24 protein-coding genes are annotated in these 23,325 nt (G+C 65.9%); 7 read left to right on the forward strand and 17 right to left on the reverse strand.

Annotation, left to right across the window (positions count from 1 at the left end; translation table 11 throughout):
* Positions 1-20: 20 nt before the first annotated feature.
* The 8 genes from L1F31_RS09810 to L1F31_RS09845 are packed head-to-tail and all read right to left on the reverse strand — an operon-like array spanning position 21 to position 6,560.
* Positions 21-356: a metal-sulfur cluster assembly factor gene (locus L1F31_RS09810; RefSeq protein ID WP_025778421.1), complete on the reverse strand. Its 336-nt coding sequence runs from the start codon at positions 354-356 to the stop codon at positions 21-23.
* Positions 349-828, reverse strand: coding sequence for a Fe-S cluster assembly sulfur transfer protein SufU (gene sufU / locus L1F31_RS09815; protein ID WP_265417121.1), 480 nt, complete (start codon positions 826-828; stop codon positions 349-351). Before sufU ends, L1F31_RS09810 begins: the two co-directional genes overlap by 8 nt.
* Before the next feature lie 16 nt (positions 829-844).
* Positions 845-2,095: a SufS family cysteine desulfurase gene (locus tag L1F31_RS09820; RefSeq protein WP_265417122.1), complete on the reverse strand. Its 1,251-nt coding sequence runs from the start codon at positions 2,093-2,095 to the stop codon at positions 845-847.
* Entirely contained in the window at positions 2,095-2,853 is a 759-nt protein-coding gene (gene sufC / locus L1F31_RS09825) for a Fe-S cluster assembly ATPase SufC (protein WP_265417123.1), read from the reverse strand. Before sufC ends, L1F31_RS09820 begins: the two co-directional genes overlap by 1 nt.
* A gap of 25 nt (positions 2,854-2,878) precedes the next feature.
* On the reverse strand, positions 2,879-3,202 hold the full coding sequence (locus L1F31_RS09830; protein WP_265417124.1) for a non-heme iron oxygenase ferredoxin subunit: 324 nt from the start codon (positions 3,200-3,202) through the stop codon (positions 2,879-2,881).
* Complete coding sequence (gene sufD / locus L1F31_RS09835) at positions 3,199-4,374, reverse strand: Fe-S cluster assembly protein SufD (RefSeq protein ID WP_265417125.1); 1,176 nt, start codon at positions 4,372-4,374, stop codon at positions 3,199-3,201. Before sufD ends, L1F31_RS09830 begins: the two co-directional genes overlap by 4 nt.
* Positions 4,375-4,413: 39 nt before the next feature.
* Positions 4,414-5,844, reverse strand: a complete 1,431-nt coding sequence (gene sufB / locus L1F31_RS09840) for a Fe-S cluster assembly protein SufB (protein WP_265417126.1) — start codon at positions 5,842-5,844, stop codon at positions 4,414-4,416.
* Positions 5,841-6,560 (reverse strand): helix-turn-helix transcriptional regulator, encoded by a 720-nt coding sequence (locus L1F31_RS09845; protein ID WP_265417127.1) that lies wholly within the window; start codon positions 6,558-6,560, stop codon positions 5,841-5,843. Before L1F31_RS09845 ends, sufB begins: the two co-directional genes overlap by 4 nt.
* A 115-nt stretch (positions 6,561-6,675) precedes the next feature.
* Between L1F31_RS09845 and L1F31_RS09850 the strand changes: the two genes are divergently transcribed.
* The 4 genes from L1F31_RS09850 to L1F31_RS09865 are packed head-to-tail and all read left to right on the forward strand — an operon-like array spanning position 6,676 to position 9,659.
* A complete protein-coding gene (locus L1F31_RS09850; RefSeq protein ID WP_265417128.1) occupies positions 6,676-7,593 on the forward strand; it encodes an ABC transporter ATP-binding protein in 918 nt (305 codons plus the stop codon).
* Positions 7,590-8,321: an ABC transporter permease gene (locus L1F31_RS09855; RefSeq protein WP_265417129.1), complete on the forward strand. Its 732-nt coding sequence runs from the start codon at positions 7,590-7,592 to the stop codon at positions 8,319-8,321. The genes L1F31_RS09850 and L1F31_RS09855 overlap by 4 nt, the downstream gene beginning before the upstream one ends.
* A gap of 8 nt (positions 8,322-8,329) precedes the next feature.
* Positions 8,330-9,232 (forward strand): COX15/CtaA family protein, encoded by a 903-nt coding sequence (locus tag L1F31_RS09860; RefSeq protein ID WP_265417130.1) that lies wholly within the window; start codon positions 8,330-8,332, stop codon positions 9,230-9,232.
* A complete protein-coding gene (locus L1F31_RS09865) occupies positions 9,195-9,659 on the forward strand; it encodes a VOC family protein (RefSeq protein WP_265417131.1) in 465 nt (154 codons plus the stop codon). The genes L1F31_RS09860 and L1F31_RS09865 overlap by 38 nt, the downstream gene beginning before the upstream one ends.
* A 447-nt stretch (positions 9,660-10,106) precedes the next feature.
* Here the strand turns inward: L1F31_RS09865 and L1F31_RS09870 are convergent, their stop codons facing one another.
* Together L1F31_RS09870 and L1F31_RS09875 are read right to left on the reverse strand one after the other, a co-directional pair.
* Complete coding sequence (locus L1F31_RS09870; RefSeq protein WP_265417132.1) at positions 10,107-11,093, reverse strand: heme o synthase; 987 nt, start codon at positions 11,091-11,093, stop codon at positions 10,107-10,109.
* 87 nt (positions 11,094-11,180) lie between these two features.
* Complete coding sequence (locus L1F31_RS09875; protein WP_265417133.1) at positions 11,181-11,777, reverse strand: hypothetical protein; 597 nt, start codon at positions 11,775-11,777, stop codon at positions 11,181-11,183.
* Between the two features lie 200 nt (positions 11,778-11,977).
* Between L1F31_RS09875 and tkt the strand changes: the two genes are divergently transcribed.
* Genes tkt through L1F31_RS09890 form a run of 3 tightly spaced genes read left to right on the forward strand, consistent with a single transcriptional unit; the run spans position 11,978 to position 16,787 of the window.
* On the forward strand, positions 11,978-14,059 hold the full coding sequence (gene tkt, locus L1F31_RS09880) for a transketolase (protein WP_265417134.1): 2,082 nt from the start codon (positions 11,978-11,980) through the stop codon (positions 14,057-14,059).
* Complete coding sequence (tal, locus tag L1F31_RS09885; RefSeq protein WP_265417135.1) at positions 14,056-15,159, forward strand: transaldolase; 1,104 nt, start codon at positions 14,056-14,058, stop codon at positions 15,157-15,159. Before tkt ends, tal begins: the two co-directional genes overlap by 4 nt.
* The gene (locus tag L1F31_RS09890) at positions 15,156-16,787 is read left to right on the forward strand and encodes a glucose-6-phosphate isomerase (RefSeq protein ID WP_265417136.1); all 1,632 of its coding nucleotides are present in this window, start codon (positions 15,156-15,158) and stop codon (positions 16,785-16,787) included. Before tal ends, L1F31_RS09890 begins: the two co-directional genes overlap by 4 nt.
* A 227-nt stretch (positions 16,788-17,014) precedes the next feature.
* On the opposite strand, the gene secG is transcribed toward L1F31_RS09890, so the two are convergent.
* Genes secG through rapZ form a run of 7 tightly spaced genes read right to left on the reverse strand, consistent with a single transcriptional unit; the run spans position 17,015 to position 23,261 of the window.
* Positions 17,015-17,260 carry a preprotein translocase subunit SecG gene (gene secG / locus L1F31_RS09895; protein ID WP_265417137.1) on the reverse strand — a complete coding sequence of 82 codons (246 nt, stop codon included), beginning with the start codon at positions 17,258-17,260 and terminating at the stop codon, positions 17,015-17,017.
* A 55-nt stretch (positions 17,261-17,315) separates the two neighbouring features.
* Complete coding sequence (tpiA, locus tag L1F31_RS09900; protein WP_265417138.1) at positions 17,316-18,101, reverse strand: triose-phosphate isomerase; 786 nt, start codon at positions 18,099-18,101, stop codon at positions 17,316-17,318.
* Between the two features lie 14 nt (positions 18,102-18,115).
* Positions 18,116-19,351 (reverse strand): phosphoglycerate kinase, encoded by a 1,236-nt coding sequence (locus tag L1F31_RS09905; RefSeq protein WP_265417139.1) that lies wholly within the window; start codon positions 19,349-19,351, stop codon positions 18,116-18,118.
* On the reverse strand, positions 19,348-20,349 hold the full coding sequence (gene gap, locus L1F31_RS09910) for a type I glyceraldehyde-3-phosphate dehydrogenase (RefSeq protein ID WP_265417140.1): 1,002 nt from the start codon (positions 20,347-20,349) through the stop codon (positions 19,348-19,350). The genes L1F31_RS09905 and gap overlap by 4 nt, the downstream gene beginning before the upstream one ends.
* 9 nt (positions 20,350-20,358) lie before the next feature.
* On the reverse strand, positions 20,359-21,342 hold the full coding sequence (gene whiA, locus L1F31_RS09915; RefSeq protein ID WP_265417141.1) for a DNA-binding protein WhiA: 984 nt from the start codon (positions 21,340-21,342) through the stop codon (positions 20,359-20,361).
* A gap of 25 nt (positions 21,343-21,367) precedes the next feature.
* Entirely contained in the window at positions 21,368-22,363 is a 996-nt protein-coding gene (locus L1F31_RS09920; RefSeq protein WP_265417142.1) for a gluconeogenesis factor YvcK family protein, read from the reverse strand.
* A gap of 1 nt (position 22,364) precedes the next feature.
* Positions 22,365-23,261, reverse strand: coding sequence for an RNase adapter RapZ (rapZ, locus tag L1F31_RS09925; protein ID WP_265417143.1), 897 nt, complete (start codon positions 23,259-23,261; stop codon positions 22,365-22,367).
* Positions 23,262-23,325 lie beyond the last annotated feature (64 nt).

The following is a 23,325-nucleotide window of genomic DNA, read 5'->3' on the forward strand; positions in this document are numbered from 1 at the left end:
TCGAATCGTCGATGCCGGATTCAGATGTTGAACCCCAGCGCCCGCATCTGTTCGCGACCGTCTTCGGTGATCTTCTCCGGACCCCATGGCGGCATCCAGACCCAGTTGATGCGGTAGGCGGGCACGATGCCCTCCAGCGACTGGGCGGTCTGATCCTCGATGACGTCGGTCAGCGGGCAGGCCGCCGAGGTCAGTGTCATCTCGATGACAGCGGTGCCGTCGTCTTCGACCGAGAGGCCGTAGACGAGGCCGAGGTCGACGATGTTGACACCGAGCTCGGGGTCGACGACATCCATCATCGCTTCGCGCACTTCGTCGACGCTGGCATTCTGCGGAGCGTCTATGACTTCAGGCATGGTGTTTCTCCTCACGAGCTGCTTGTGCTTGGTTGAGTGCGTCCTTGAACGCCATCCACGCCAGGAGAGCGCATTTGATCCTGGCGGGGAACTTCGACACTCCCGTGAACGCCGCGGCGTCTCCGAGAATGGCCTCATCCGCTTCCATTGTCCCACGAGAGTGCATGAGTTCGTGGAACGCCGATTCGATCTCCAGCATCTGCTCCACCGAGGCGTCGGCGGCCAGTTCGGACAGCACCGATGCCGAGGCCATCGAGATCGAACAGCCGTCACCGCTCCACCGCACCGCGATGTGACCGTCCTCTGCCAGTTCGGTCTCGAGTTCGATCTCATCACCGCAGGTCGGATTGACCTGGTGCGAATAGCCGTGGCGACCGGTCGCCGCGTCGCGGAGCAGCGCTGTGTTGCCGGTGCGTGCCCGCGACTGGTCGAGGATGACCTGTTGGTAGAGCTGCTGCATCTCTGTGCTCATCGCTTCACTGCCCCTCTCAGTCGACCCCGAAGAACGGACGCACCTCGGCCAAAGCGGTCAGGAAGCGTTCGCAGTCTTCGACATTGTTGTACAGATACGTGCTCGCCCGCGTCGAGGCGGTGACTCCGAAACGGCGGTGCAGCGGCTGCGCGCAGTGATGGCCCACGCGCACGGCCACGCCTTGGGAGTCGAGATACTGTCCGACGTCGTGGGCGTGGACGCCGTCGACGTCGAACGCCACGGTTCCGATCCGCTCTGCGGCGTCTCCGAGCACCCGGATGCCGGGGATCGTCGCGACTCCGTCGAGCAGGAGCCGACCGAGCTCCTTCTCATGTTCGAAGACGTTCTCCAGCCCCACCTCGGCGAGGTAGCCGATCGCAGTCGCGAACGCCGCGACCTCGGCGACCGGCTGGGTGCCGGCTTCGAAACGTTGCGGGGCGGGCATGAACTCCGCGGACTCCATGGTCACCGTGGTGATCATGGACCCTCCGGTGAGCACCGGCGGCAGCGTGTTCAGCAGTTCGGACTTCCCCCACAGCACTCCGAGTCCGGTGGGACCGAGCGCCTTATGAGCGGAGAAGGCCGCGAAGTCGACGTCGAGGGTCGGGAAGTCCACGGGCATGTGCGGGACGGACTGGCAGGCGTCGAGGACGACCAAGGCGCCGACGGCGCGAGCCCGATCGACGAGGCGGTTGACCGGGTTGATCGTGCCGAGCACGTTGGACACGTGTGTGAAGGCGAGCACCTTAGTCGTCTCATCGACGATCGTGTCCAGCTCGGACAGGTCGAGCTCACCGGCGTCGGTCACCGGCAGCCAGCGCAGCTGTGCTCCGGTCGATGCGGCAAGCTGCTGCCACGGCACGAGATTCGCGTGATGCTCCATCTCCGTGATGACGATCGAGTCGTCGGGTCCGAGGGCGAAGCGCTGCGCGTCCTCTCCCCCGAAGCCGCGGCTGGCCCGGTCGAAGCCCATGGCGACGATGTTGAGTGCCTCGGTGGCGTTCTTCGTCCAGCACACCTGTTCCGGTGTCCCGCCGACGAAGTCCGCGACGGCGATGCGTCCGTTCTCGAACACGTCCGTGGCTTCGACGGCCAGGGAGTGCGCACCCCGATGAACGGCGGCGTTGCGCTGTCCGTAGTACTCCACGAAGGTGTCGATGACGCATTGCGGCTTCTGCGATGTCGCCCCCGAGTCGAGATACGACAGCGGCGACTCCCCGACCCTCACATCGAGGATCGGGAAGTCGCCCCTCAGACGTGAGAACATCAGACGCCGGCGGTGAAGAAGCGGTCGTAGCCTTCGTTCTCGAGGCGTTCGGCCAGCTCCGGTCCGCCTTCCTCTGCGACCTTGCCGTTGATGATCACGTGGACGTGATCGGGCTTGATGTAGTTGAGGATGCGGGTGTAGTGGGTGATGAGCATGACGCCGACGTCGGTGGCGTCCTTGACGCGGTTGACGCCCTCGGAGACGATGCGCAGCGCGTCGACGTCGAGGCCGGAGTCGGTCTCGTCGAGGACGGCGAACTTCGGCTTGAGCATCTCGAGCTGGAGGATCTCGTGACGCTTCTTCTCGCCGCCGGAGAAGCCTTCGTTGACGTTGCGCGAGGCGAATGCAGGATCCACGCGCAGGTCCTCCATGGCCTGCTTGAGGTCCTTCGTCCAGTTGCGGAGCTTCGGAGCCTCACCGTCGATGGCGGTCTTGGCCGAACGGAGGAAGTTCGTCACTGTCACGCCGGGGACCTCGACGGGGTACTGCATGGCCAGGAACAGACCGGCCTTGGCGCGCTCGTCGACGGACATGTCGAGCACGTCTTCACCGTCGAGGGTGACCGAACCGGAGGTCACTTCGTACTTCGGGTGGCCGGCCAGGGCGTAGGCCAAGGTCGACTTGCCGGAGCCGTTGGGGCCCATGATGGCGTGCGTCTCGTTCGAGTCGATGACGAGGTTGATGCCGTTGAGGATGGGCTTGAGTCCGGTGTCGGTGTTGACACCGACGTGCAGGTCTTCGATCTTGAGAGTGGACATAATGATCCTTTTCTGAATTCGTGGGTCAGTTGAGAGTGGTGTTCGGGTCGACGAGGATGCGCCCGGCGATCTCTTTGCAGTCATAGACCGCGACGGGTTCGAAGGCCGGCGGGTTCACCGGCTTGCCCGTTGCGAGATCGAACTGGGAACCGTGCAGCCAGCACTCGATGGTGCAGCCTTCGACCTCCCCCTCGGCGAGTGAGACCTCGCCGTGGGTGCACAGGTCGTCGACGGCGTGGATCGTGCCGTCGGAATCGCGAGCGAGGCAGATCTCGAACTCGTCGATCTCGATGCGCATCGTCCCGCCGGGCTCCACCTCATCGGTGGCGGCCACGTCGATCATGGTCACAGAACGCTCCGGGACAGCTCTTCCTCGATGCGTTCGTTGAGCACGTCTTCGATCTCGGGCACCTGGATCTTCTGGATCACTTCGTTGAAGAATCCGCGCACCACGAGCCGGCGGGCGACCTCCTCGGGGATGCCGCGGCTCATGAGGTAGAACAGGTGCTCCTCATCGAAGCGGCCGGTCGAGGATGCGTGGCCGGCTCCGGCGATGTCACCGGTCTCGATCTCGAGGTTCGGCACGGAGTCCGCGCGGGCCCCATCGGTGAGGATGAGGTTCCGGTTGAGCTCGTACGTGTCGATGTCGAGCGCCTCGGGACGGATGAGCACATCGCCGATCCAGACGCTGCGCGCGTCCTTGCCCTGAAGTGCGCCCTTGTAGTGGACGTTCGACTTGGCCTTCGGCGTGTTGTGGTCGATGTACGTGCGGTGCTCGAGGTGCTGACCGGCATCGGCGAAGTAGAGTCCGAGCAGCTCGGCGTCTCCCCCGGCCGCGGAGTAGCGCACATTCGTGTTCAGACGCACGATGTCACCGCCGAGGGTGATGTGGATGTGCTTGAGCTTCGCGTCCTTGCCCACGATCGCATCGTGCTGGGCGAGGTGCTGAGTGCCGTCGTCCCACAGCTGCAGCGAGACGAAGGTGACGTCGGCGCCGTCTCCGACGACGAGGGAGACGAGCTCGGAGTACCGAGCGAGTCCCTCGTGTTCGACGACGATGGTCGCCTTCGAGTTCGCCCCGACGGACACGACCACATGGCCGTGGCCCAGCGTGTCACCGGTGCCGTCGGCATGGATGATCGCGGCCCGCTCGAGTTCGGTGTCGGCAGGGATCGAGTAGTGCGTCACGGCCGATGCGCGGTTGGCAGCGACGACGGCAGCACGGTCCTCCGGCTCGAGGATGCCCAGTTCCTGGGCGGATTCGAGCGAGATCTCCTCGACGGAGATTCCGGCGGGCAGGTCCGCGTCGATCTTCAGCTTCGCCTCGGTGGCAGCATCGGCGAAGAAGTCGCTGATCTTGCGCACGGGCGAGAAGCGCCACTCCTCTTCCCGTCCGGTGGGCACCGGGAAGTCGGCGACATCGAAGCTTCGGGTGCGGGTGTCCCGCTTCGAATCGGGCACCTGGACGTCGGAACCGTGCGAGTGCTCCGAGAGGCCAAGCGGATTGGTGGTATCAGTCACAGATTTACTCCTTTGGGTGCAGTGGGTGCAGACAGGGCCTCAGCCCACTGCGCCTTCCATCTGCAGTTCGATGAGGCGGTTGAGTTCGAGGGCGTACTCCATCGGGAGCTCGCGCGCGATCGGCTCGACGAAGCCGCGCACGATCATCGCCATCGCCTCGGTCTCCTCCATGCCGCGGGACATGAGGTAGAAGAGCTGGTCCTCGCTCACCTTCGACACTGTGGCCTCGTGGCCGAGCGTGACGTCGTCCTCGCGGATGTCGATGTAGGGGTACGTGTCCGAACGGGAGACGTTGTCGACGAGCAGGGCGTCGCAGAGGACGTTGTTCGACGAGCCCTCAGCGCCCGGGTGGACGTGGACGAGTCCGCGGTAGCCTGCACGGCCGCCGCCTCGAGCCACCGACTTCGACACGATCGACGAATGGGTGTGCGGAGCGGCGTGGACCATCTTCGCACCGGTGTCCTGGTGCTGTCCCTCGCCGGCGAAGGCGACCGACAGCGTCTCACCGCGAGCATGCTCGCCGGTGAGCCAAATGGCCGGGTACTTCATCGTCACCTTCGAGCCGATGTTGCCGTCGACCCATTCCATGGAAGCGCCCTCTTCGGCGATGGCGCGCTTGGTGACCAGGTTGTACACGTTGTTCGACCAGTTCTGGATCGTCGTGTAGCGGACCTTCGCATCCTTCTTCGCGATGATCTCGACGACGGCCGAGTGCAGGGAGTCGGTCTTGTAGATCGGCGCGGTGCAGCCCTCGACGTAGTGGACCGAGGATCCTTCGTCGGCGATGATGAGGGTGCGCTCGAACTGACCCATGTTCTCCGTGTTGATCCGGAAGTAGGCCTGCAACGGGATCTCGACGTGAACGCCCTTGGGGACGTAGACGAAGGAACCGCCGGACCAGACCGCGGTGTTCAGTGCAGCGAACTTGTTGTCACCGGAGGGGATGATCGAGCCGAAGTACTCTTCGAAGATCTCCGGGTGCTCGCGCAGACCCGTGTCGGTGTCCATGAAGATGACACCCTGAGCCTCGAGCTCCTCGTTGATCTGGTGGTAGACGACCTCGGACTCGTACTGAGCGGCGACACCGGCGACGAGGCGCTGCTTCTCCGCCTCGGGAATGCCGAGCCGGTCATAGGTGTTGCGGATGTCCTCGGGCAGGTCCTCCCAGGAGGTCGCCTGCCCCTCGGTGGAGCGCACGAAGTACTTGATGTCGGCGAAGTCGATTCCGGTGAGGTCGGCGCCCCAGTTGGGCATCGGCTTCTTGTCGAACAGGCGCAGGGCCTTGAGCCGACGCTTGAGCATCCACTCGGGTTCGTCCTTGAGCTTCGAGATGTTTCGCACGACGTCTTCGCTGAGTCCGCGGACCGCGGTCGCGCCGGCGTCGTTCTCGTCGTGCCAACCGTATGCGTACTGCCCGAGGTCCTTGAGCTCGGGATTCGCATCGATGATCCGATTGCCTGTGTCAGTCATCGTGAACCTCCTTGAGGTCGATCATTGCTGTGGATGAGTGGTCTGGTCAGTTCCGAAGTCGGAATGTGGGTGGTGCACACATGGTCGCCCTGAGCCAGCGAGGACAGCCGTCTGACGTCCACGCCGAGGTAGTCGGAGAACATCGCGAGTTCTGCTTCGCAGATCTCGGGGAACTCCGCGGCCACGGCCTGGATCGGGCAGTGCCCCTGGCACAGCTGCATCGCCTCGAGAGGGGTGCCGGCCGCAACCGGTGTCGCCGAGGCGGCGTACCCTTCCCGTGTCAGTGCAGCTGCCAGCGCCCGAGAGCGCGATGCCACCGTAGTGCCGCCGCGCTTATCGAGTTCGGGGCCGAGACGGTCCCGCAGACGGTCGACGAGATCCTCGGTGAAGTCCTCTACAGCGGGCTTGCCGTGGCGATCCTCCATGAAGCGGAGGATATTCACGGCGAGCTCGTCATAGGAATGACTGACCGAGTCGTGTCCGGCAGTTGTGACCACGTAGTGTCGTGCCGGACGCCCCCGTCCCGCCTGCTTGCCGGCGAGCTCGCGGACCTCGATGAGGCCCTCGCTCTCCAGCGCGTCCAGGTGGCGACGGATCGCCGCCGGGGTCAGTTCCAGGGCTTTGGCCAAAGATGAAGCGGTGATCGGCCCTTCGTCGAGCACCGACTGGAAGACCTTCTGCCGGGTTCGGCGATCCTCCGTGTCGTTTGCAGCCATAATCCACCTCCTTGACTAACACAACAATATTGTTGCGTAATTTGTTTCGTAAAACTAGGTGAGCCTAACCACCTGCGGTTTCGACACTGGTTTCGACACGTCGTAGAATGGTCTGGTGTCATCTTCGGCCCTGACCGTCCGCGGTCTTCACTACTCCTACGGCGCTCACCGCGTCGTCGACGGCATCGACCTCACCGCGGAGTCCGGTTCCGTGCTCGGCGTCCTCGGGCCCAACGGCGCGGGCAAATCGACGACCATCTCCTTGGCCGTGGGCACACGCAGGCCCGATGCGGGCACTGTCGAGATCTTCGGCCATGATCCGGTCCGTGACCATGTCACGACTTCGCAGCTGGCAGGCGTCATGCTTCAGGACGGCGGGCTGCCGATGAGCTCGAAGCCTCTGCAGGTGCTGCGCCACCTCGCCTCTCTCTACGCAGACCCGGTGCCCGTGCAGGAGCTGGCCGAACCCCTGGGCCTGGGCGATTTCGCTGGACGCACCATGCGCAGGCTCTCCGGCGGTCAGAAGCAGCGAGTGGCCCTGGCCGCCGCGCTCATCGGCCGACCGCGTCTGGTCTTCCTCGACGAACCCTGCGCCGGCCTCGACCCGCAGGCCAGGGAGGTAGTCCACAGCTTCATCCGCGACCTCGCCGACCGTGGGGTTGCGGTGGTTCTGACCACCCACGATCTCGCCGAAGCCGAGGAGCTCTCCGACGAAGTCGTCGTCATCGACCGTGGCCGGATCATCGCCCAGGGCGCCCCGGAAGAGCTGCGCAATGCCTCCGCCGGTTCCCGCACGCTGAGCATCGACATCGCCGGCCCGGTTCCGGATCGTCTGCTCGAGCGGATCAGGGCCATCGCTCCCGCCTCGGTGCAGGGCTCTCGCGTCGTCGTGGACGGGGCACCCGACTCGGTGCAGATCGCGGCTATCTGCACCGCGATCGCCGAGGCGGATGAGCAGATCACCGACATCGGCATGCACGCGCAGTCGTTGGCCGATGTGTTCTTCGAGCTCACGGGGAGACCGCTGCGATGAGGGTCAAGCGCATCGCCTCACAGTCGAAGTTCGAGACCCTGTCCGTTCTGCGCAACGGCGAACAGCTGCTGCTGTCGCTGGTGTTCCCGCTGGGACTGCTCATCTTCCTCGCGACGACTCCCCTGCTGCGCGGACTTGGCATCATCGACTCCGCAGCGGATCCGCTGACGATCGCCGTGCCCGGGGCCCTCGCGCTGAGCCTGGCCTCGAGCGCGTTCACGGGACAGGCCATCGCCACCGCCTTCGACCGTCGGTACGGGGTGCTCAGGCAGCTGGCCACGACCCCGCTGGGCACGAACGGGCTCATCCTCGGCAAGCTCGGCGCCGTCATCGTCGTCGTGGTCATCCAATACGCGCTCGTCTTCGCCGTGGCGTTCGCCCTCGGCTTCCGGGGACCCGTCGACGTCCTCGCGCTCATCCTGTGCACGGTCTTCGGCACCGCATCCCTGCTGTCGCTCGGGCTGCTCATGGCCGGCACCCTGCGCGCCGAGGCGACCCTGGCGGTGACGAACCTCATCTGGGTTCTCATGGCCGGCGTCGGTGGCCTCGTCGTCGCGCATCCGGGAGAATGGGGCACAGTCGTGGGCTATCTGCCCTCCGGTGCGCTCGGCGACGCCATGCGCGCAGCCATCGGAGACGGCGGCACCGATATCAAGGCAATCATCGTGCTCCTCGTGTGGGGGCTGGTGGGAACGCTTGCAGCGCGCAGGTGGTTCCGTTTCGAATGAGGAGTGAAGTGGTCACGAAGAAGATCCGCATCGCCGCGTGGGCGATGCTCATCGCCCAGGCCGGGATCATCCTGAGCGGCGGCATCGTCCGTCTCACCGGATCGGGTCTCGGCTGTTCCGATTGGCCCAAGTGCACGCCCGATTCGCTGGTCGCCACACGTGAGATGGGCATCCACAGCTATATCGAATTCGGCAACCGCCTCCTCGCGGTCGCTCTGGCCATCCTCGGCGTGTGCATCGCGCTCATGCTGTGGAAGCACCGGAAGAAGCGCCCGGACCTGTTCTGGCTCAACATCGGCCTGCTCGCCATCGTGCCCGTCCAGGCCGTCGTCGGCGGCATCACCGTGTGGACGAAGCTCAATCCCTGGGTCGTCGCCGGACACTTCGTCCCCTCGGCCGTCGCCGTCGGCGTGGCCGCATACTTCGTCCGCCGCACCTATGACACGGGGGTGCGCCTCGACACCCGTGCACCATCACCTCTTCCGACGCTCGGGTGGATCATCCTCGGACTCACCGCGATCGTCGTCATCTTCGGCGTGCTCACCACCGGTGCCGGACCCCACTCCGGATCGACGATGTCGACGCGGAACAACCTCGACAACATCTGGATCACCCGCGCCCACGGCTTCCCCGTCTGGCTGCTCGTCATCGCCACCGTCGTCGGCCTCGTCCTGGCGAAGCGGAAGGCGTACCCGGCAATGATCGCTCCGCTGGGCGTCCTCCTCGGCGTCGAGATCGTCCAGGGCATCATCGGCTATGTCCAGTACTTCCTCGGCGTTCCCGAAGTGCTCGTCGCCTTACACATGGTGGGGCTGTCCGCTACGATTGCGGCAAGCGTTGCCGTCCTGGACAGCGCATACCCGAGGAGCACCGATGCCCACTCCGATCGTTCCCTGTCTGTGGTTTCCTGATCACGCCGAGGAGGCCATGGAGTTCTACTGCTCCATCTTCCCGAACTCGCGGATCGTCTCCATCGAACGCTATCCCGACGAATCCCTCGACGAGCATTTCGCCGGGATGAGCGGGAAGGTCCTCAGCGGCCGGTTCGTCCTCGACGGCACTGAGTTCATCTGTCTCGACGGCGGGCCGGTCTTCACGTTCAACGAGGCGATCTCACTGACCGTCGAATGCGCGGACCAAGCAGAGATCGATCACTATTGGACGAACCTTTCGGCCTCCCCCGACCATGAGCAGTGCGGGTGGCTCAAGGACAGGTACGGTCTCAGTTGGCAGATCGTGCCGGCGAACCTCGCAGAGCTGATGACCGGACCGGCGCAGACGCAGGCGCTGATGAAGATGAAGAAGATCGTCATCGCAGACCTCGTGGCCGCCGGCTGACAGACGGGGCGAGCACCGGCCGACGGTCGCTGCAGCACACGAGGTGGCACGGCTGCGGAGCACCGTTCCAGCTCATTTCGCACACGTGGCACGGCTGCGGAGCACCGTTCCAGCACGAAAAGTGGAGCACCGCTGACGGCCACCGATCCCCCGCACATTTCGCACTCCCGCCGCGTCATTTCCGCGGCTCGAGGGCATGGGCAGGCGGCCAAAGTAGCTTCGGCCCTGTCGGCTCTGAAATCATCACGTTTCTCTGTGTGCTGTTCAGAGGAACGTGGGCCGATTCGCCGTATCGTACCGATACAACGGCCCAGTCAGCGCTGTTCAGCTCAGCACACTGAGCGTCCCATTTTCGAACTTGGGGCTGAGCACCGCAGCAGCAGCTGACGAAGAAGGCTCGCCACCCAGTGTGGGTGGCGAGCCTTCTTCGTCAGTGTTCGGCGGCTGTCACCAGAGGCCGGGGATGAGCGTGTCGACGAAGGGGTCGATGGCCACGGCGAGGAACAGCAGAGAGAGATAGGTGATCGAACCGTGGAAGACCTTCATGGCCTTGAGCGAGGTTCCGTCCTTGCCCTTCTTCGCCCGTGAGACGAGGGAGTAGCACGACCACAGGAACCATGCTCCGGCACCGACGGCGACGATCGTGTAGACCGGGCCCATCGGGGCGATGGGGATGAGAGCCAGCGAGCAGGCGATCATCGCCCACGTGTAGAGGATCATCTGACGGCCGACGGACGTCGGCGGGACCTTCGACGGCAGCATCGGGACTTCAGCGGCGTCGTAGTCGGCCTTGTACTTGATCGCCAGCGGCCAGTAGTGCGGCGGTGTCCAGAAGAAGACGACGAGGAACAGGAGCACCGGCTCCCAGGCGATTCCGCCGGTCACCGACGACCAGCCGATGAGCACCGGCATGCATCCTGCAGCGCCGCCCCACACGATGTTCTGCGAGGTGCGGCGCTTGAGGACCAGGGTGTAGAAGACTGCGTAGAGCAGGATCGCGCAGGCGGTCAGTCCAGCGGCCACCCAGTTGGTGAAGCCGCCGAGCCAGAAGATCGAACCGAGGCCCAGGACGAATGCGAAGATCAGCGCTGCGCGTGGGCTGATCTCTCCGGTGACGAGCGGACGGTCCTTCGTCCGCTCCATCTTCGCGTCGATGTCGCGATCCACGTAGCAGTTGAAGACCGAGGCAGAGGCGGCCGCGGCCGCTCCGCCGATGAGGGTGTTGATCACCAGCCAGATGTTCGGCATTCCGTCAGCGGCGAGAAACATCACGGGCGCGGTGGTGACGAGGAGCAGCTCGATGACACGCGGCTTGGTCAGCGCGATATAGGCGCGGATGATCGATCGCGGTCGGGTGGAGAGGCTCTGCTCGTCGATGGCCCTCTGCAGAGGTCGTTCACTCTGCTCTTCCCGGTTCTGACGAAGTTTGCTCACGCCCATGATTCTACCTGCTGTCGAATTTTTTGCCAGTCGCGACAGGCCCCGACGCCACGTCGATCCGGGGCCGTTCCGCACACTGCCTCACGAGGTTCGATGGCCCGTCGAGCTGCGGACGATGCGGACGAGGAAGGCCACCGCCGCGCACACCGGGGCGAGGACGATCACCTGGACGACGAGGACGGAGATGAGTTCGAGCGACACTGCCGAGACCTCGGATCCCACCAGCTTGATGCCGACACAGAGTCCGATCATTCCGCTCAGTCCCGAATAGACGAGCGCGGTGGTCCAGATCAGCCCGCCGCGGCGGGCGTTGAGCATGACGATCAGGGCGGCGAGGAACGGAGTCAGCAGCAGCGCTGTCCCGAGTGCCCACAGCCCCAACTCGCCGAGGTCGACCCCGCCGCGCAGAGGCTGACCGAGCGCGGAGGCCACCGCAACCGTGGCGAGGATGAGGAGAACCGGAACGGCGAGTCCGATGCGCGCGATGAAACGGCGGGCACCGACGGTGCCGGCGGCCACCTCGGCGAGGTCGATTCCGCGGTTCTGCGCCCACGTGGGCGGCTCTTCGACCTCGGCTGCCACTGCAGCATCGACCACCGGCTTCGCCCCATCGCTCACCGTCGTGCCCTCTTCCTTCGCCTGTTCGTCGTCACGTGCCTGCGACAGTTGAATGCTCAAGCACAACTGTGCGCGCGACCACACTCTACCCGTCAGTAGTGAGAATGTCTCCCACCAGAGGCGGGACTGTGCGAATGGGAGACGAACGTCCGCGATCGCTTGAGCACGGACGTGTGTGCGAACGGGGTCGGGATATCCGGGGGCCGGCGCGGTAGAGTTTGAGTGCACGCTCTCAGCCGAACGAAGGATCGCTCGAAGACATGACAACTCTGTCCTGGACTGAACTCGACAACCGCGCAGTCGATACTGCCCGCCTCCTCGCCGCCGATGCGGTCCAGAAAACCGGGAACGGGCACCCGGGCACCGCGATGAGCCTGGCTCCCATCGCCCACTACCTCTATCAGCAGGGACTCACCCACGACCCGGCCGACCCGACATGGGTCGGCCGTGATCGTTTCGTCCTGTCATGCGGGCACAGTTCGCTCACCCAGTACATCCAGCTGTACCTGGCCGGTTTCGGCCTCGAACTCGACGATCTCAAGGCGCTGCGCACGTGGGGGTCGCTGACACCGGGTCATCCGGAGGTCGGGCACACAGCCGGCGTGGAGATCACGACCGGTCCGCTCGGCTCAGGACTCGCCTCGGCAGTGGGCATGGCCATGGCCTCCCGCCGCGAACGCGGACTCTTCGACCCCGAAGCGGCGCCCGGATCCTCCCCGTTCGACCATTCGATCGTCGTCCTCGCCTCCGACGGCGACCTCGAAGAGGGCGTCTCCGGTGAAGCGTCCTCCCTGGCCGGCACGCAGGAGCTGTCGAACCTGCTGGTGATCTGGGACGACAATAAGATCTCCATCGAAGATGACACCGCCATCGCCTTCGGCGAGGACACTGCCGCCCGCTATGCCGCCTACGGCTGGCACGTGCAGCACGTGGACTTCACCGCCGGCGGGGACTACACCGAGGACATGGAGGCCTTCCACGCGGCCGTCGAGGCAGCGCGTGCAGATTCCCGTCCCTCGTTCATCCGCCTCTCGACGATCATCGCGTGGCCGGCCCCGAACGCCCAGAACACCGGCGGTTCACACGGAGCCGCTCTCGGTGCCGACGAGATCCGCGCGACCAAGGAGATCCTCGGCTTCGACCCCGAGGCCGACTTCGCCGTCGCCGATGATGTCCTCGCCCACACCCGTCAGGCACTTGAGCGCGGCCGCGCAGCTCACCTGGAATGGGACGAGTCGTTCGCCGCCTGGCGCAGCGCCAACCCGCAGCGCGCCGAACTCTTCGACCGTCTGTCCAAGCGCGAGCTGCCCGCCGGACTCGACGCCGCCTTCCCGGTCTTCGAAGCCAGCGAGAAGGGCATCGCCACCCGCGCGGCGTCCGGCCAGGTGCTCAACGCGATCGCCGAGGTCATGCCCGAGCTGTGGGGCGGTTCTGCCGACCTCGCCGGTTCGAACAACACCCTGGTCAAGGGTGAGCCGAGCTTCCTGCCCGCCCACCGGTCCACCGGCGCCTTCTCCGGACACGAATACGGGCGCAACATCCACTTCGGCGTCCGTGAGTTCTCCGCCGGTCTCATCGGCAACGGCATCGCCCTGCACGGTGGGACCCGCCCGTACAACGGCACCTTCCTCGTCTTCAGCGACTATCAGCGTCCCGCCGTCCGCCTGGCTGCCCTCCAGCAGCTGCCGAACCTGTTCGTGTGGACCCACGATTCGATCGGCCTCGGCGAGGACGGCCCGACCCACCAGCCGATCGAACACCTGTCAGCTCTGCGCGCCATCCCCGGTCTCGACGTCGTCCGCCCGGCCGATGCGAACGAGACCGCCGTGGTGTGGCGGAAGATCCTCGACCGCACCGACGGGCCCAGCGGTCTCGTGCTCACCCGTCAGGCAGTGCCGGTCCTCGACCGTGAGAAGTACGCCCCGGCGTCCGAAGCCGCACGCGGCGGCTATGTGCTCACCGACACCGGAGACCAGCCCGAGGTCGCGATCATCGCCAGCGGCTCCGAGGTCGCCATCGCCCTCGAAGCCGCCGAGGCGCTGCAGGCATCGGGAACCGCCGCACGGGTGATCTCCATGCCCTGCCAGGAGTGGTTCGACGCGCAGCCCGAGGACTACCGGTCCACGGTCCTGCCGCGCAGCCTCAGGGCCCGCGTGAGCATCGAGGCCGCGTCGGCGATGAGCTGGCACAAGTACCTCGGCGATGCCGGCCGCGCAGTGTCGATCGAGCATTTCGGCGCTTCGGCGGACTACGCGACCCTGTACGAGAAATTCGGCATCACCTCGACGGCCGTCGTCGATGCCGCGAAGGAATCCATCAGCGCAGCGAAGGCGGAAGCATGAACGAACGACTGCACCAGCTGAGCCGCCGGGGCGTGTCGATCTGGCTCGACGACCTGTCCCGCACCCGGCTCGAATCCGGGGATCTCGCCCGGCTCATCGAAGCATCATCGGTCACCGGGGTGACGACGAACCCGACGATCTTCGCGAACGCGATCTCGTCCTCGCAGGCCTATGACGCCGCGGTCGCCGAGCTCGGTGCGCAGGGAGCCGATGTCGATTCGGCCATCGAGTCCCTGACCACCGCCGATGTCGCCGAGGCGGCACGACTGTTCCGGCCGGTCTTCGACGCCACCGACGGAGATGACGGACGGGTCTCCATCGAGGTCGCTCCCCCGCTGGCTCACGACGCCGCCGGCACAGTGGAATCGGCGAAGGCTCTGTGGGAGCGCGTCGGGGAGCCGAATGCGATGATCAAGATCCCCGCCACCGAGGCAGGCCTGAGCGCGATCTCGGACACGATCGCGGCGGGCATCAGCGTCAATGTCACCCTCGTGTTCTCGCTCTCGCGCTACCGTCACGTCGTCGAGGCCTACCTGCAGGGTCTGGAGAAGGCGCGCGCTGCCGGCCACGATCTCTCCACCATCAGGTCGGTCGCCTCGGTGTTCGTCTCCCGCGTCGATTCGGAGATCGACTCCCGTCTCGATGCGCTCGACGATCCGACCGCAGCCGGGCTCAAGGGCCGCGCAGGAATCGCGAACTGCGTGCTCGCTCACGAGATCCACTCGCAGCTGTTCACCTCGGAACGATTCAAGGTCCTCGAACTCGCCGGAGCACGTCCCCAGCGTCTGCTGTGGGCTTCGACGGGCGTGAAGAATCCCGACTATTCGGACACCATGTACGTCAGCGGTCTCGTCGCACCGAACACCGTGAACACGATGCCCGAACCGACGATGGAGGCCTTCGCCGACCATGGCGAGGTCAACGCCGAGATCGCACCCGAGGACTACCGGGCCGCCGATGAGGTCTTCGACGCGCTGGCTCGACTGGGCATCGACTATGCGGAGGTGATGACCGTGCTCGAAGAGCAGGGACTGGAGAAGTTCGACGTCAGCTGGTCCGAACTGCAGGACACCATCCGTACGGCCTTGGACCGGTCATGAGACTCGATCTGGAAGTCCCGGTCCAGGAGGAGTTCGACGCCGAGGCGACACGTCTCGTCGACGCCGGCCTGGCTTCGGCCCTGAGCCGACAGGATGCGTCGCACTTCGCCGGCGCCCAGGATGCCGCGCAGCGTCTCGGCTGGGTCGACCTGCCGCAGCGGGCCGACGAGCTGCTCACGCGCATCGAGGCCCTGCGTGCCGAGCTCGTCGAGCAGGGGCTGCGCACCATCAGCCTCGCCGGAATGGGCGGTTCCTCGCTTGCCCCCGAGGTGATGACCGCAGCAGCGGGAGTCCGCCTCGAGGTCATCGATTCGACGGATCCGAACCAGGTCGCCGAGGCGATCGGCACCGACCTCGACCACACCATCCTCATCGTCGCCTCGAAGTCGGGGACCACGGTGGAGACGGACTCCGTGCGTCGCAGCTTCGCTTCGGCCTTCGAGTCCGTGGGCATCGATCCGGCTTCGCGCATGATCGCCATCACCGATCCCGGCACCGAACTCGATCGGCTGGCAGCTGAGCAGGGGTTCCTCGCGACCTTCCACGCCGACCCGAATGTCGGGGGCCGGTTCAGCGCGCTCTCGGCGTTCGGGCTGGTCCCCGCCGGGCTGGCCGGGGCGGATGTGCGGACCGTCGTCACCGAGGCGGCTGACGCCGCGGCCGAGTTGGCTGCCGACGACGCGGACAATCCTGCGTTGGCGTTCGGCACGTGGCTGAGCATCGGCCATGCCCGGACGACGGAGAAGCTCGTGCTCGCCGAGACCGCACCGAACCTGCGTGGCCTGGCCGCCTGGGTCGAACAGCTCATCGCGGAATCCCTGGGCAAGGACGGACAGGGCATCCTGCCCGTCGTCGTCGATTCACCCGCCGATATCGGATTCTCCGATGCCCGTGCGGATGCGCTGCTGTGTCTGCTCGGGCCGGCCGTCGACGATTCGGGACTGGGTGCACCATCGGGCTTCGAGGCCACCGTCGACGGCACCCTCGGTGAGCAGTTCCTGTTCTGGGAGTACGCGACGGCGATCGCCGGGTACAGCCTCGGCGTCAATCCCTTCGACCAGCCGGATGTCGAAGCCGCGAAGGAACAGGCCCGGCATCTCCTCGACGGACCGGACTCCGGTCGCTCGGAGCCGTCGATCTTCACCACCGGTGACATCGATGTTCTCGAGGTCATCGACGAAGCCACGGATCTCGATGGTGCCTTGGAAGAGCTCTTCGCTCAGGTCGACGAGTACGGCTACGTCGGCATTCAGGCCTATCTCGATCGCATCGCCGATGCCGAGGCGGCGGCACTGCGTCCGCTGGTCTCGACTCACGCCGGGGTGCAGACCACGTTCGGATTCGGCCCTCGGTATCTCCATTCCACAGGGCAGTATCACAAGGGCGGACACCCCAACGGAGTGTTCCTCCAGATCACCGGAGAGGCTCGCACCGATCTGCTCGTGCCCGGCCGCTCATACGGGTTCGCGCAGCTCCAGCGTGCGCAGGCGGCAGGCGATGCAACCGTGCTGCGCGGAATCGGCCGTCCGATTCTGCGGGTGCATCTGCTTGATCGGTCCCGAGGCCTTGCCCAGCTGCGCGAGGCGATCGAACGGATCAGCCCCCGCCACCACTTCGGCGTCGACTGATCCCTGCCGCCCGGCAGAGCGGCGTCTGCACCTCGGGCACCGGAAGCCTCAGACGCAGGCCCGAGACCTCGGGCGCCGGCTCGAACGGTTGCCGGAGTGAAGAATGAGAAGGACCCCGACCACGTTGGTCGGGGTCCTTCTCATCGTCTTCGGCCCGATCGCGAGGCGCTCAGTTCTCTCGGCCGGGACGGCTCGCCTGGCGGCGTCTCAGGGGTTGGAGCAGCGCCTCAGGCGTTGAAGCGGGTGATGACACCCAGCAGGATGATGCACGCGGCCCAGATGATCGCCATGAGCGTAGTGAAGCGGTTGAGGTTGCGTTCGGCGACTCCCGACGACCCCAGCGAGGAGGACATTCCGCCGCCGAACATGTCGGACATGCCACCGCCCTTGCCCTTGTGCATGAGGATCAGCAGGGTGAGGAAGATGCTCGTGATCACGAGCAGCGCGATGAGAATGATGTTGAGGATTTCCACGTCGGATTCAACCTATGTTTCGTCGAGAATGTCGTCGAGTGATGCGTCTGTCAGTCTACTTCGCGACCGCAGCCTTGCACAAAGCGGCGAAGTCGGGGCCGCTGAGGCTCGCGCCGCCGACCAAGGCTCCGTCGACATCCGGGGAGGCGACGATCTCGGCGACATTGTCGGTCTTGACCGAACCTCCGTAGAGGACACGAGTCGTCTGGGCCAGGCTGTCACCGAACTTCTCGGCGATGCGCCCTCGGATGGCCGACGCCATTTCGGCGGCGTCCGCGGCCGTGGCGGTCTCTCCTGTGCCGATGGCCCACACGGGTTCGTAGGCGATGACGAGACCGTCGAGCTCGGCGCCTTCGAACCCGGCCAGGGACTCATCGATCTGGCCGAGCGTGAACTCGACGTGGGTCCTCCCCTGTCGCTCCTCGAGGGACTCACCGACGCACAGGATCGGAGTGAGCTCCGCGGACAGTGCGGCCCTGATCTTCGCGGCCACGACGTCATCGGTCTCATAGTTGTCGGCGCGTCGTTCGCTGTGACCGATGACCACGTAGCTGCAGCCGAGCCGGGTGAGGAACGATGCCGCGATCTCACCGGTGTGCGCACCGGGAGCGTGCTGAGACACGTCCTGCGCTCCGTACTTCAGCCACAGCTTGTCCCCCTGGACGAGGGTCTGCACGGAGCGGATGTCGGTGAAGGGCGGAATCACGACGACTTCGCAGTGGCTTTCGTCGAGTTTCGCGTCCTCGAGGGCCCAGGCGAGTTTCTGGACGCTGGAGATCGCCTCGAGGTGGTCGTGGTTCATCTTCCAATTGCCTGCCAGCAACAGGGTGCGATCATTCATGTCTGTCCTCTTCCTCATCCGAGTGCGTCGAGTCCGGGCAGGGTCTTGCCTTCGAGGTATTCGAGGCTGGCGCCGCCGCCGGTGGAGATATGGCCGAAGGCGTCGTCGGCGAACCCGAGGCTGCGCACGGCAGCCGCGGAGTCACCGCCGCCGACGACGGTGAGCCGCTTCGCCGCATCGATATCTGCGGACCTGCCCTCATCGGTCAGTGCCGCAGCCACGGCTTTGGTGCCGGCGGAGAAGGCCGCGAATTCGAACACGCCCATGGGGCCGTTCCAGAACACGGTCGTCGAGCCCGCGATGATCTCAGCGTAAGTCTGAGCTGTGTCGGGACCGATGTCGAGCCCCAGCGCCGAGGCACCGGCCGGAGTGGATTCGAGTTCGGCGGATTCGGCGACCCAATGTTCGGCGTCGGCGGAGAACTTCTCAGCCATGACGATATCGGTCGGCAGCACGATCCGTGCCGCGCCGTCCCCGGCTTCCGAACGCTTCAGGTGGGCCTTGACGTCGTCGATGCGGTCGGTCTCCACGAGGCTGGATCCGATCGGGTGGCCCAGCGCGGCGAGGAAGGTGAAGACCATTCCTCCGCCGATGAGCAGATTGTCGGCTCGGTCCAGCAGGTTGTCGATGACTCCGAGCTTGTCGGAGACCTTCGAGCCGCCGAGGACGACGGTGAAGGGGCGGGCCGGGTCGTTGAGCAGACGGTCGCTGACCTCGACTTCCGCGCGCACGAGGGAGCCCGCGTAGTGCGGCAGCAGCTCGGCGATGTCGCAGACCGAGGCCTGTCGGCGGTGGACGACGCCGAAGCCGTCGGAGACGAAGTCATCGGCCAGTGCCGCCAGCTGTGCGGCGAACTCACGGCGTTCGGCGTCGTCCTTCGACGTCTCGCCCGGGTTGAAGCGCAGGTTCTCCAACAGCAGGACTTCGCCGGCGCTGAGCGCGGCGGCTCGTGCTTTCGCATCGTCGCCGACGGTGTCGGCGGCGAAGGTCACGGGACGGCCGATCGCCTCGGCGAGTTCAGGGGCGATCGGGGCCAGCGAGTACTGCGGATCCGGGGCGCCCTTCGGCCGTCCCAGGTGCGACATCACGATGACCTTGGCTCCCGCCTCGGCGAGTGTTCGGATCGTCCCTGCCGATGCGGCGATGCGACCGCGGTCGGTGATCGTGCCGTTGTCCATCGGCACATTGAGATCGCTGCGGACGAGCACCGTGTGGCCGGCGAAGATGCCCGCATCGTCGAATGTCCTCATGTGTCCCTTTCGCTGAGAATGTAGCTGACCATGTCTTTGAGTCGGTTCGTGTAGCCCCACTCATTGTCGTACCAGGCGACGACCTTGATCTGGTCTCCCAGCACCATGGTGAGCTTGGAGTCGATGATCGCCGAGGCGGTGGTGCCGACGATGTCGGTGGAGACCAGTTCGTCGGTGGAGTAGTCGAGGTAGGGCGAGTTCTCCGCCGCGGCGGCGAGGATCGCGTTGACCTCGTCGGTGTCGGCAGAGCGAGACGGGGTGAAGGTGAAGTCGATGATCGACCCGGCGGGCACGGGTACGCGCACGGCGAGTCCGTCGAGCTTGCCCTCCAGATGGGGCATGACACGACCGACGGTGCGTGCTGCACCGGTCGTGGTGGGCACGATATTCACGGCCGCGGCGCGGGCGCGGCGCAGATCCCGGTGGGGTCCGTCGACGAGCATCTGGTCGCCGGTGTAGGCGTGTACGGTGTTGAGCAGCCCGGATTCGACGCCGAGTCCGTCGTCGAGGGCCTTGACGACGGTGGCCATGCAGTTGGTCGTGCAGGAGGCGTTCGACACGACGGCGTGGGTGCTCGGATCGAAGTCGGCCTCGTTGACGCCCATGACGAAGGTCGCGTCGACGTCCTTGCCGGGGGCCGAGAGCACCACCGTGGACACTGTCCCGCCGAGGTGGGCCTCGGCCTGGTCGCGTCGGGTGAAGCGGCCGGTGGACTCGACGACGAGTTCGACCTCGTGCGCCGACCAGTCGATGGATCCCGGGTCGGCTTCGCTGAGCACCGCGACCTCACGGCCGTCGATCGTCAGCGAGTCGTCGTCGGCGTCGACCTCATGGTCGAAGCGCGGCCACACTGAGTCATGGGTGAGCAGGTGGGCCAGTGTGGCGGTGTCGGTGAGGTCATTGACGGCGACGACCTCGAAGTCGGCACCGGGTTCGAGGGACAGACGGAACAGGGCACGACCGATACGGCCGAAGCCGTTGATGGCAATTCGTCTCATGCCTCGATCTTAGCGATCCTCGAGCATTTCCGGGGTCAGACTGGCTTCGGTGCCGGGAATTCCCAGTTCCTCCGCATGCTTGTCCGCCGTCGACAGCAGTCGGCGGATGCGTCCGGCGACCGCGTCCTTCGTCATCGGAGGGTCGGCGAGCTGGCCGAGTTCCTCCAGGGAGGCCTGTTTGTGGGTCACTCGCAGCTGGCCGGCATAGCGGAGGTGCTCGGGAACGTCGTCGCCGAGGATCTCCAGGGCCCGTTCGACGCGCGCCCCGGCGGCAACGGCCGCGCGGGCCGAGCGACGCAGGTTCGCATCGTCGAAGTTCGCCAGGCGGTTCGCTGTGGCGCGGACCTCACGGCGCATCCTGCGCTCCTCCCACACGAGCACAGCGCTGTGGGAGCCCATCCGGGTGAGCAGGGCGGCGATGTCGTCGCCGTCGCGGATGACGACGCGGTCGACTCCACGGACTTCACGGGCCTTGGCGCTCAGCCCGAGTCGGCGGGCGGCTCCGACGAGTGCGAGTGCCGCCTCGGGGCCGGGGCAGGTAACTTCGAGTGCGGAGGAGCGTCCGGGTTCGGTCAGTGAGCCGTGGGCGAGGAACGCGCCGCGCCACGCGGCTTCGGCATCGGCGACGGAACCGTTGACGATCGCCGACGGCAGACCGCGCACGGGCCGTCCCCGATTGTCGACGAGGCCGGTCTGGCGGGCCAGGGCTCCCCCGTCGCGGGTGACCCGCAGCAGGTAGCGGTTGGAGCGGCGGATTCCGGCGGCGTTGATGACGACGATATCGGCGTGCTGGCCGTAGAGGTCCTTGATCTCGGCGCGCAGGCGCTTCGCCGCCTGGGCGGTGTCGAGTTCGGCTTCGAGCACGATCGAGCCGTTGACGAGGTGGAGAGCGGAGGAGAACCGGAAGATCGATGACACCTCGGCCTTGCGGGCGGAGGTGCGGGTGATCCTCACACGCGCCAATTCGTCCTTGACCTGAGCGGTCAGTGCCATTGCTCGTCCTCCTGCCCCTGATGTCTTACCACTGCTCGGCGACGCCGATCCCGGCGTCTACCAACATGTCACGGTAGCACGCTGCAAGTTTGAGGCTGTCATGCTGTCCCTGCCTGCGTGAGCGCAGCGGACGCTGCCACAGCTGGGCTCCGAACAGGTCTGCGGCCTGCTGCGTCAGATCCGGCTCGAGGTCGGTCGCCGCCTCATCGACGAGGACATAGTCCAATGTCAGCGCAGGTGCATGACGATGCAGTGAGAGGAGGTGTTCGCCGAGGCTCAGATCCCGGGTCTCACCATCGGTGGAGCTGAGGTTGAGAGTGAGGGATTTCACCGCGGTGGAGGCGACGATCGCCTCTGCCAGCGAGGGCACGAGCAGGTGCGGCATCACCGAGGTGTACCAGGATCCGGGCCCGAGGTTGAGCACATCGGCCTCGTGTACGGCTTCGACGGTCTCATACCGGGCCGGCGGTGCGGCCGGGTCGAGGCGCACGGTCTCGACGTGACCGAGAGTGGAGGCGAGCACGGACTGTCCGCGCACGACCTGGAAGGAGCCGGGGAACTTCACATCGGCCTCGATCGTCAGCGGCACCGAGGACATCGGCAGCACTCGGCCGTGGGCGCGCAGCAGCCGGGCCATCCAGTCGAGGCCGGCGACATGGTCGCCGTGGATCTGCCACAGCGCGGCGATGAGCAGATTGCCCACGGCGTGACCGGAGAGTTCGCCATCGGATTCGAATCGGTGCTGGATGACGTCACGCCAGGTCTGCCCCCAGGTGCCGTCATCACACAGCGCGGCCAGCGCCATTCGCAGGTCCCCGGGCGGCAGTCCGCCGAGTTCGTCGCGCAGGCGGCCGGAGGAGCCGCCGTCGTCGGCGACGGTGACCACGGCGGTGAGGTCTTCGGTGAGCAGTCGGAATGCCCGCAGTGCAGCGTAGAGTCCGTGTCCGCCGCCGAAGGAGACGATGTTCGGACCGTCGTTCTGTGCTCCTGCGGTGATCACAGGCAGGTCTTCGGTCTCCATGTCATTCTCTTCCCAGATCGCGGTGGCGCACGGTCACCGGGATTCCCGTCTGCGCCGACAGGAGTTTGCCGACGCGTTCGCTGATCGCCACGGAACGATGTTTGCCGCCGGTGCAGCCGATGCCGATCATCGCATAGCCGCGGCCTTCGTGGAGGTAGCCTTCGGCCACGGTCGACAGCGTCGCAGCATAGCGTTCGATGAACTCCTCGGCCCCGTTCTGTTCGAGCACGAAGGATGCGACGTCGGAGTCGAGCCCGTTGTGTCCGCGCAGGTGCGGGATCCAGTACGGGTTCGGCAGGAAGCGCACATCGGCGATGTGATCGGCGTCCTTGGGCAGGCCGTATTTGAAGCCGAAGCTCATCACCGTCAGCCGCAGCGGCGGAGTGTCGTCATCGCTGAAGCGCTTGCGCACCTCGGCGGAGAGCTGATGGACGTTGAGGTCCGAGGTGTCGACGATGATGTCGGCACGGTGTTTGAGCGTTTCGAGCTGGCTGCGTTCGGCCTCGATGCCGTCGAGGAGAGTGCCGTCGCCCTGCAGCGGGTGGGGACGCCGGGTCGATTCGAAGCGGCGGACGAGGACTTCGTCGGAGGCTTCGAGGTAGAGGATGCGCAGAGACAGCCCCTGGTCGACGAAGTCGCTGATCGTCTCCTGCAGCTCCGTGTACTTCGTCCGGCCCTTGGCATCGATGACGATGGCGATCTTCGGCAGGGCACCGTCGGCGCGGGCGACGAGTTCGACCAGCGGACGCATCATCTGCGGAGGCAGATTGTCCACGACGTACCAGTCCATGTCTTCGAGCACGTTGGCCACCGTCGTCCGGCCCGCCCCGGACATTCCGGTGACGAGAACGACCTCGATGGGGTGGTCGGAACCGTTCGGTTCGGCCTGCGTACTCACACGTCCTCCTCTGGCTGCTCCCGGCCGGTGCCGGTCACGGGGTCTCTCCGCACTACTCTAGGGC

Origin of the sequence: Brevibacterium spongiae (assembly GCF_026168515.1) — a bacterium.
Classification (GTDB): domain Bacteria; phylum Actinomycetota; class Actinomycetes; order Actinomycetales; family Brevibacteriaceae; genus Brevibacterium; species Brevibacterium spongiae.

Excerpts from the sequence above, each read along its gene's own strand:
- L1F31_RS09810 (WP_025778421.1), bottom strand. The coding sequence starts at position 356 with ATGCCTGAAGTCATAGACGCTCCGCAGAATGCCAGCGTCGACGAAGTG.
- sufU (WP_265417121.1), bottom strand. The coding sequence starts at position 828 with ATGAGCACAGAGATGCAGCAGCTCTACCAACAGGTCATCCTCGACCAG.
- L1F31_RS09820 (WP_265417122.1), bottom strand. The coding sequence starts at position 2,095 with ATGTTCTCACGTCTGAGGGGCGACTTCCCGATCCTCGATGTGAGGGTC.
- sufC (WP_265417123.1), bottom strand. The coding sequence starts at position 2,853 with ATGTCCACTCTCAAGATCGAAGACCTGCACGTCGGTGTCAACACCGAC.
- sufB (WP_265417126.1), bottom strand. The coding sequence starts at position 5,844 with ATGACTGACACAGGCAATCGGATCATCGATGCGAATCCCGAGCTCAAG.
- L1F31_RS09845 (WP_265417127.1), bottom strand. The coding sequence starts at position 6,560 with ATGGCTGCAAACGACACGGAGGATCGCCGAACCCGGCAGAAGGTCTTC.
- L1F31_RS09855 (WP_265417129.1), top strand. The coding sequence starts at position 7,590 with ATGAGGGTCAAGCGCATCGCCTCACAGTCGAAGTTCGAGACCCTGTCC.
- L1F31_RS09865 (WP_265417131.1), top strand. The coding sequence starts at position 9,195 with ATGCCCACTCCGATCGTTCCCTGTCTGTGGTTTCCTGATCACGCCGAG.
- tkt (WP_265417134.1), top strand. The coding sequence starts at position 11,978 with ATGACAACTCTGTCCTGGACTGAACTCGACAACCGCGCAGTCGATACT.
- tal (WP_265417135.1), top strand. The coding sequence starts at position 14,056 with ATGAACGAACGACTGCACCAGCTGAGCCGCCGGGGCGTGTCGATCTGG.
- L1F31_RS09890 (WP_265417136.1), top strand. The coding sequence starts at position 15,156 with ATGAGACTCGATCTGGAAGTCCCGGTCCAGGAGGAGTTCGACGCCGAG.
- tpiA (WP_265417138.1), bottom strand. The coding sequence starts at position 18,101 with ATGAATGATCGCACCCTGTTGCTGGCAGGCAATTGGAAGATGAACCAC.
- L1F31_RS09905 (WP_265417139.1), bottom strand. The coding sequence starts at position 19,351 with ATGAGGACATTCGACGATGCGGGCATCTTCGCCGGCCACACGGTGCTC.
- gap (WP_265417140.1), bottom strand. The coding sequence starts at position 20,349 with ATGAGACGAATTGCCATCAACGGCTTCGGCCGTATCGGTCGTGCCCTG.
- whiA (WP_265417141.1), bottom strand. The coding sequence starts at position 21,342 with ATGGCACTGACCGCTCAGGTCAAGGACGAATTGGCGCGTGTGAGGATC.
- L1F31_RS09920 (WP_265417142.1), bottom strand. The coding sequence starts at position 22,363 with ATGGAGACCGAAGACCTGCCTGTGATCACCGCAGGAGCACAGAACGAC.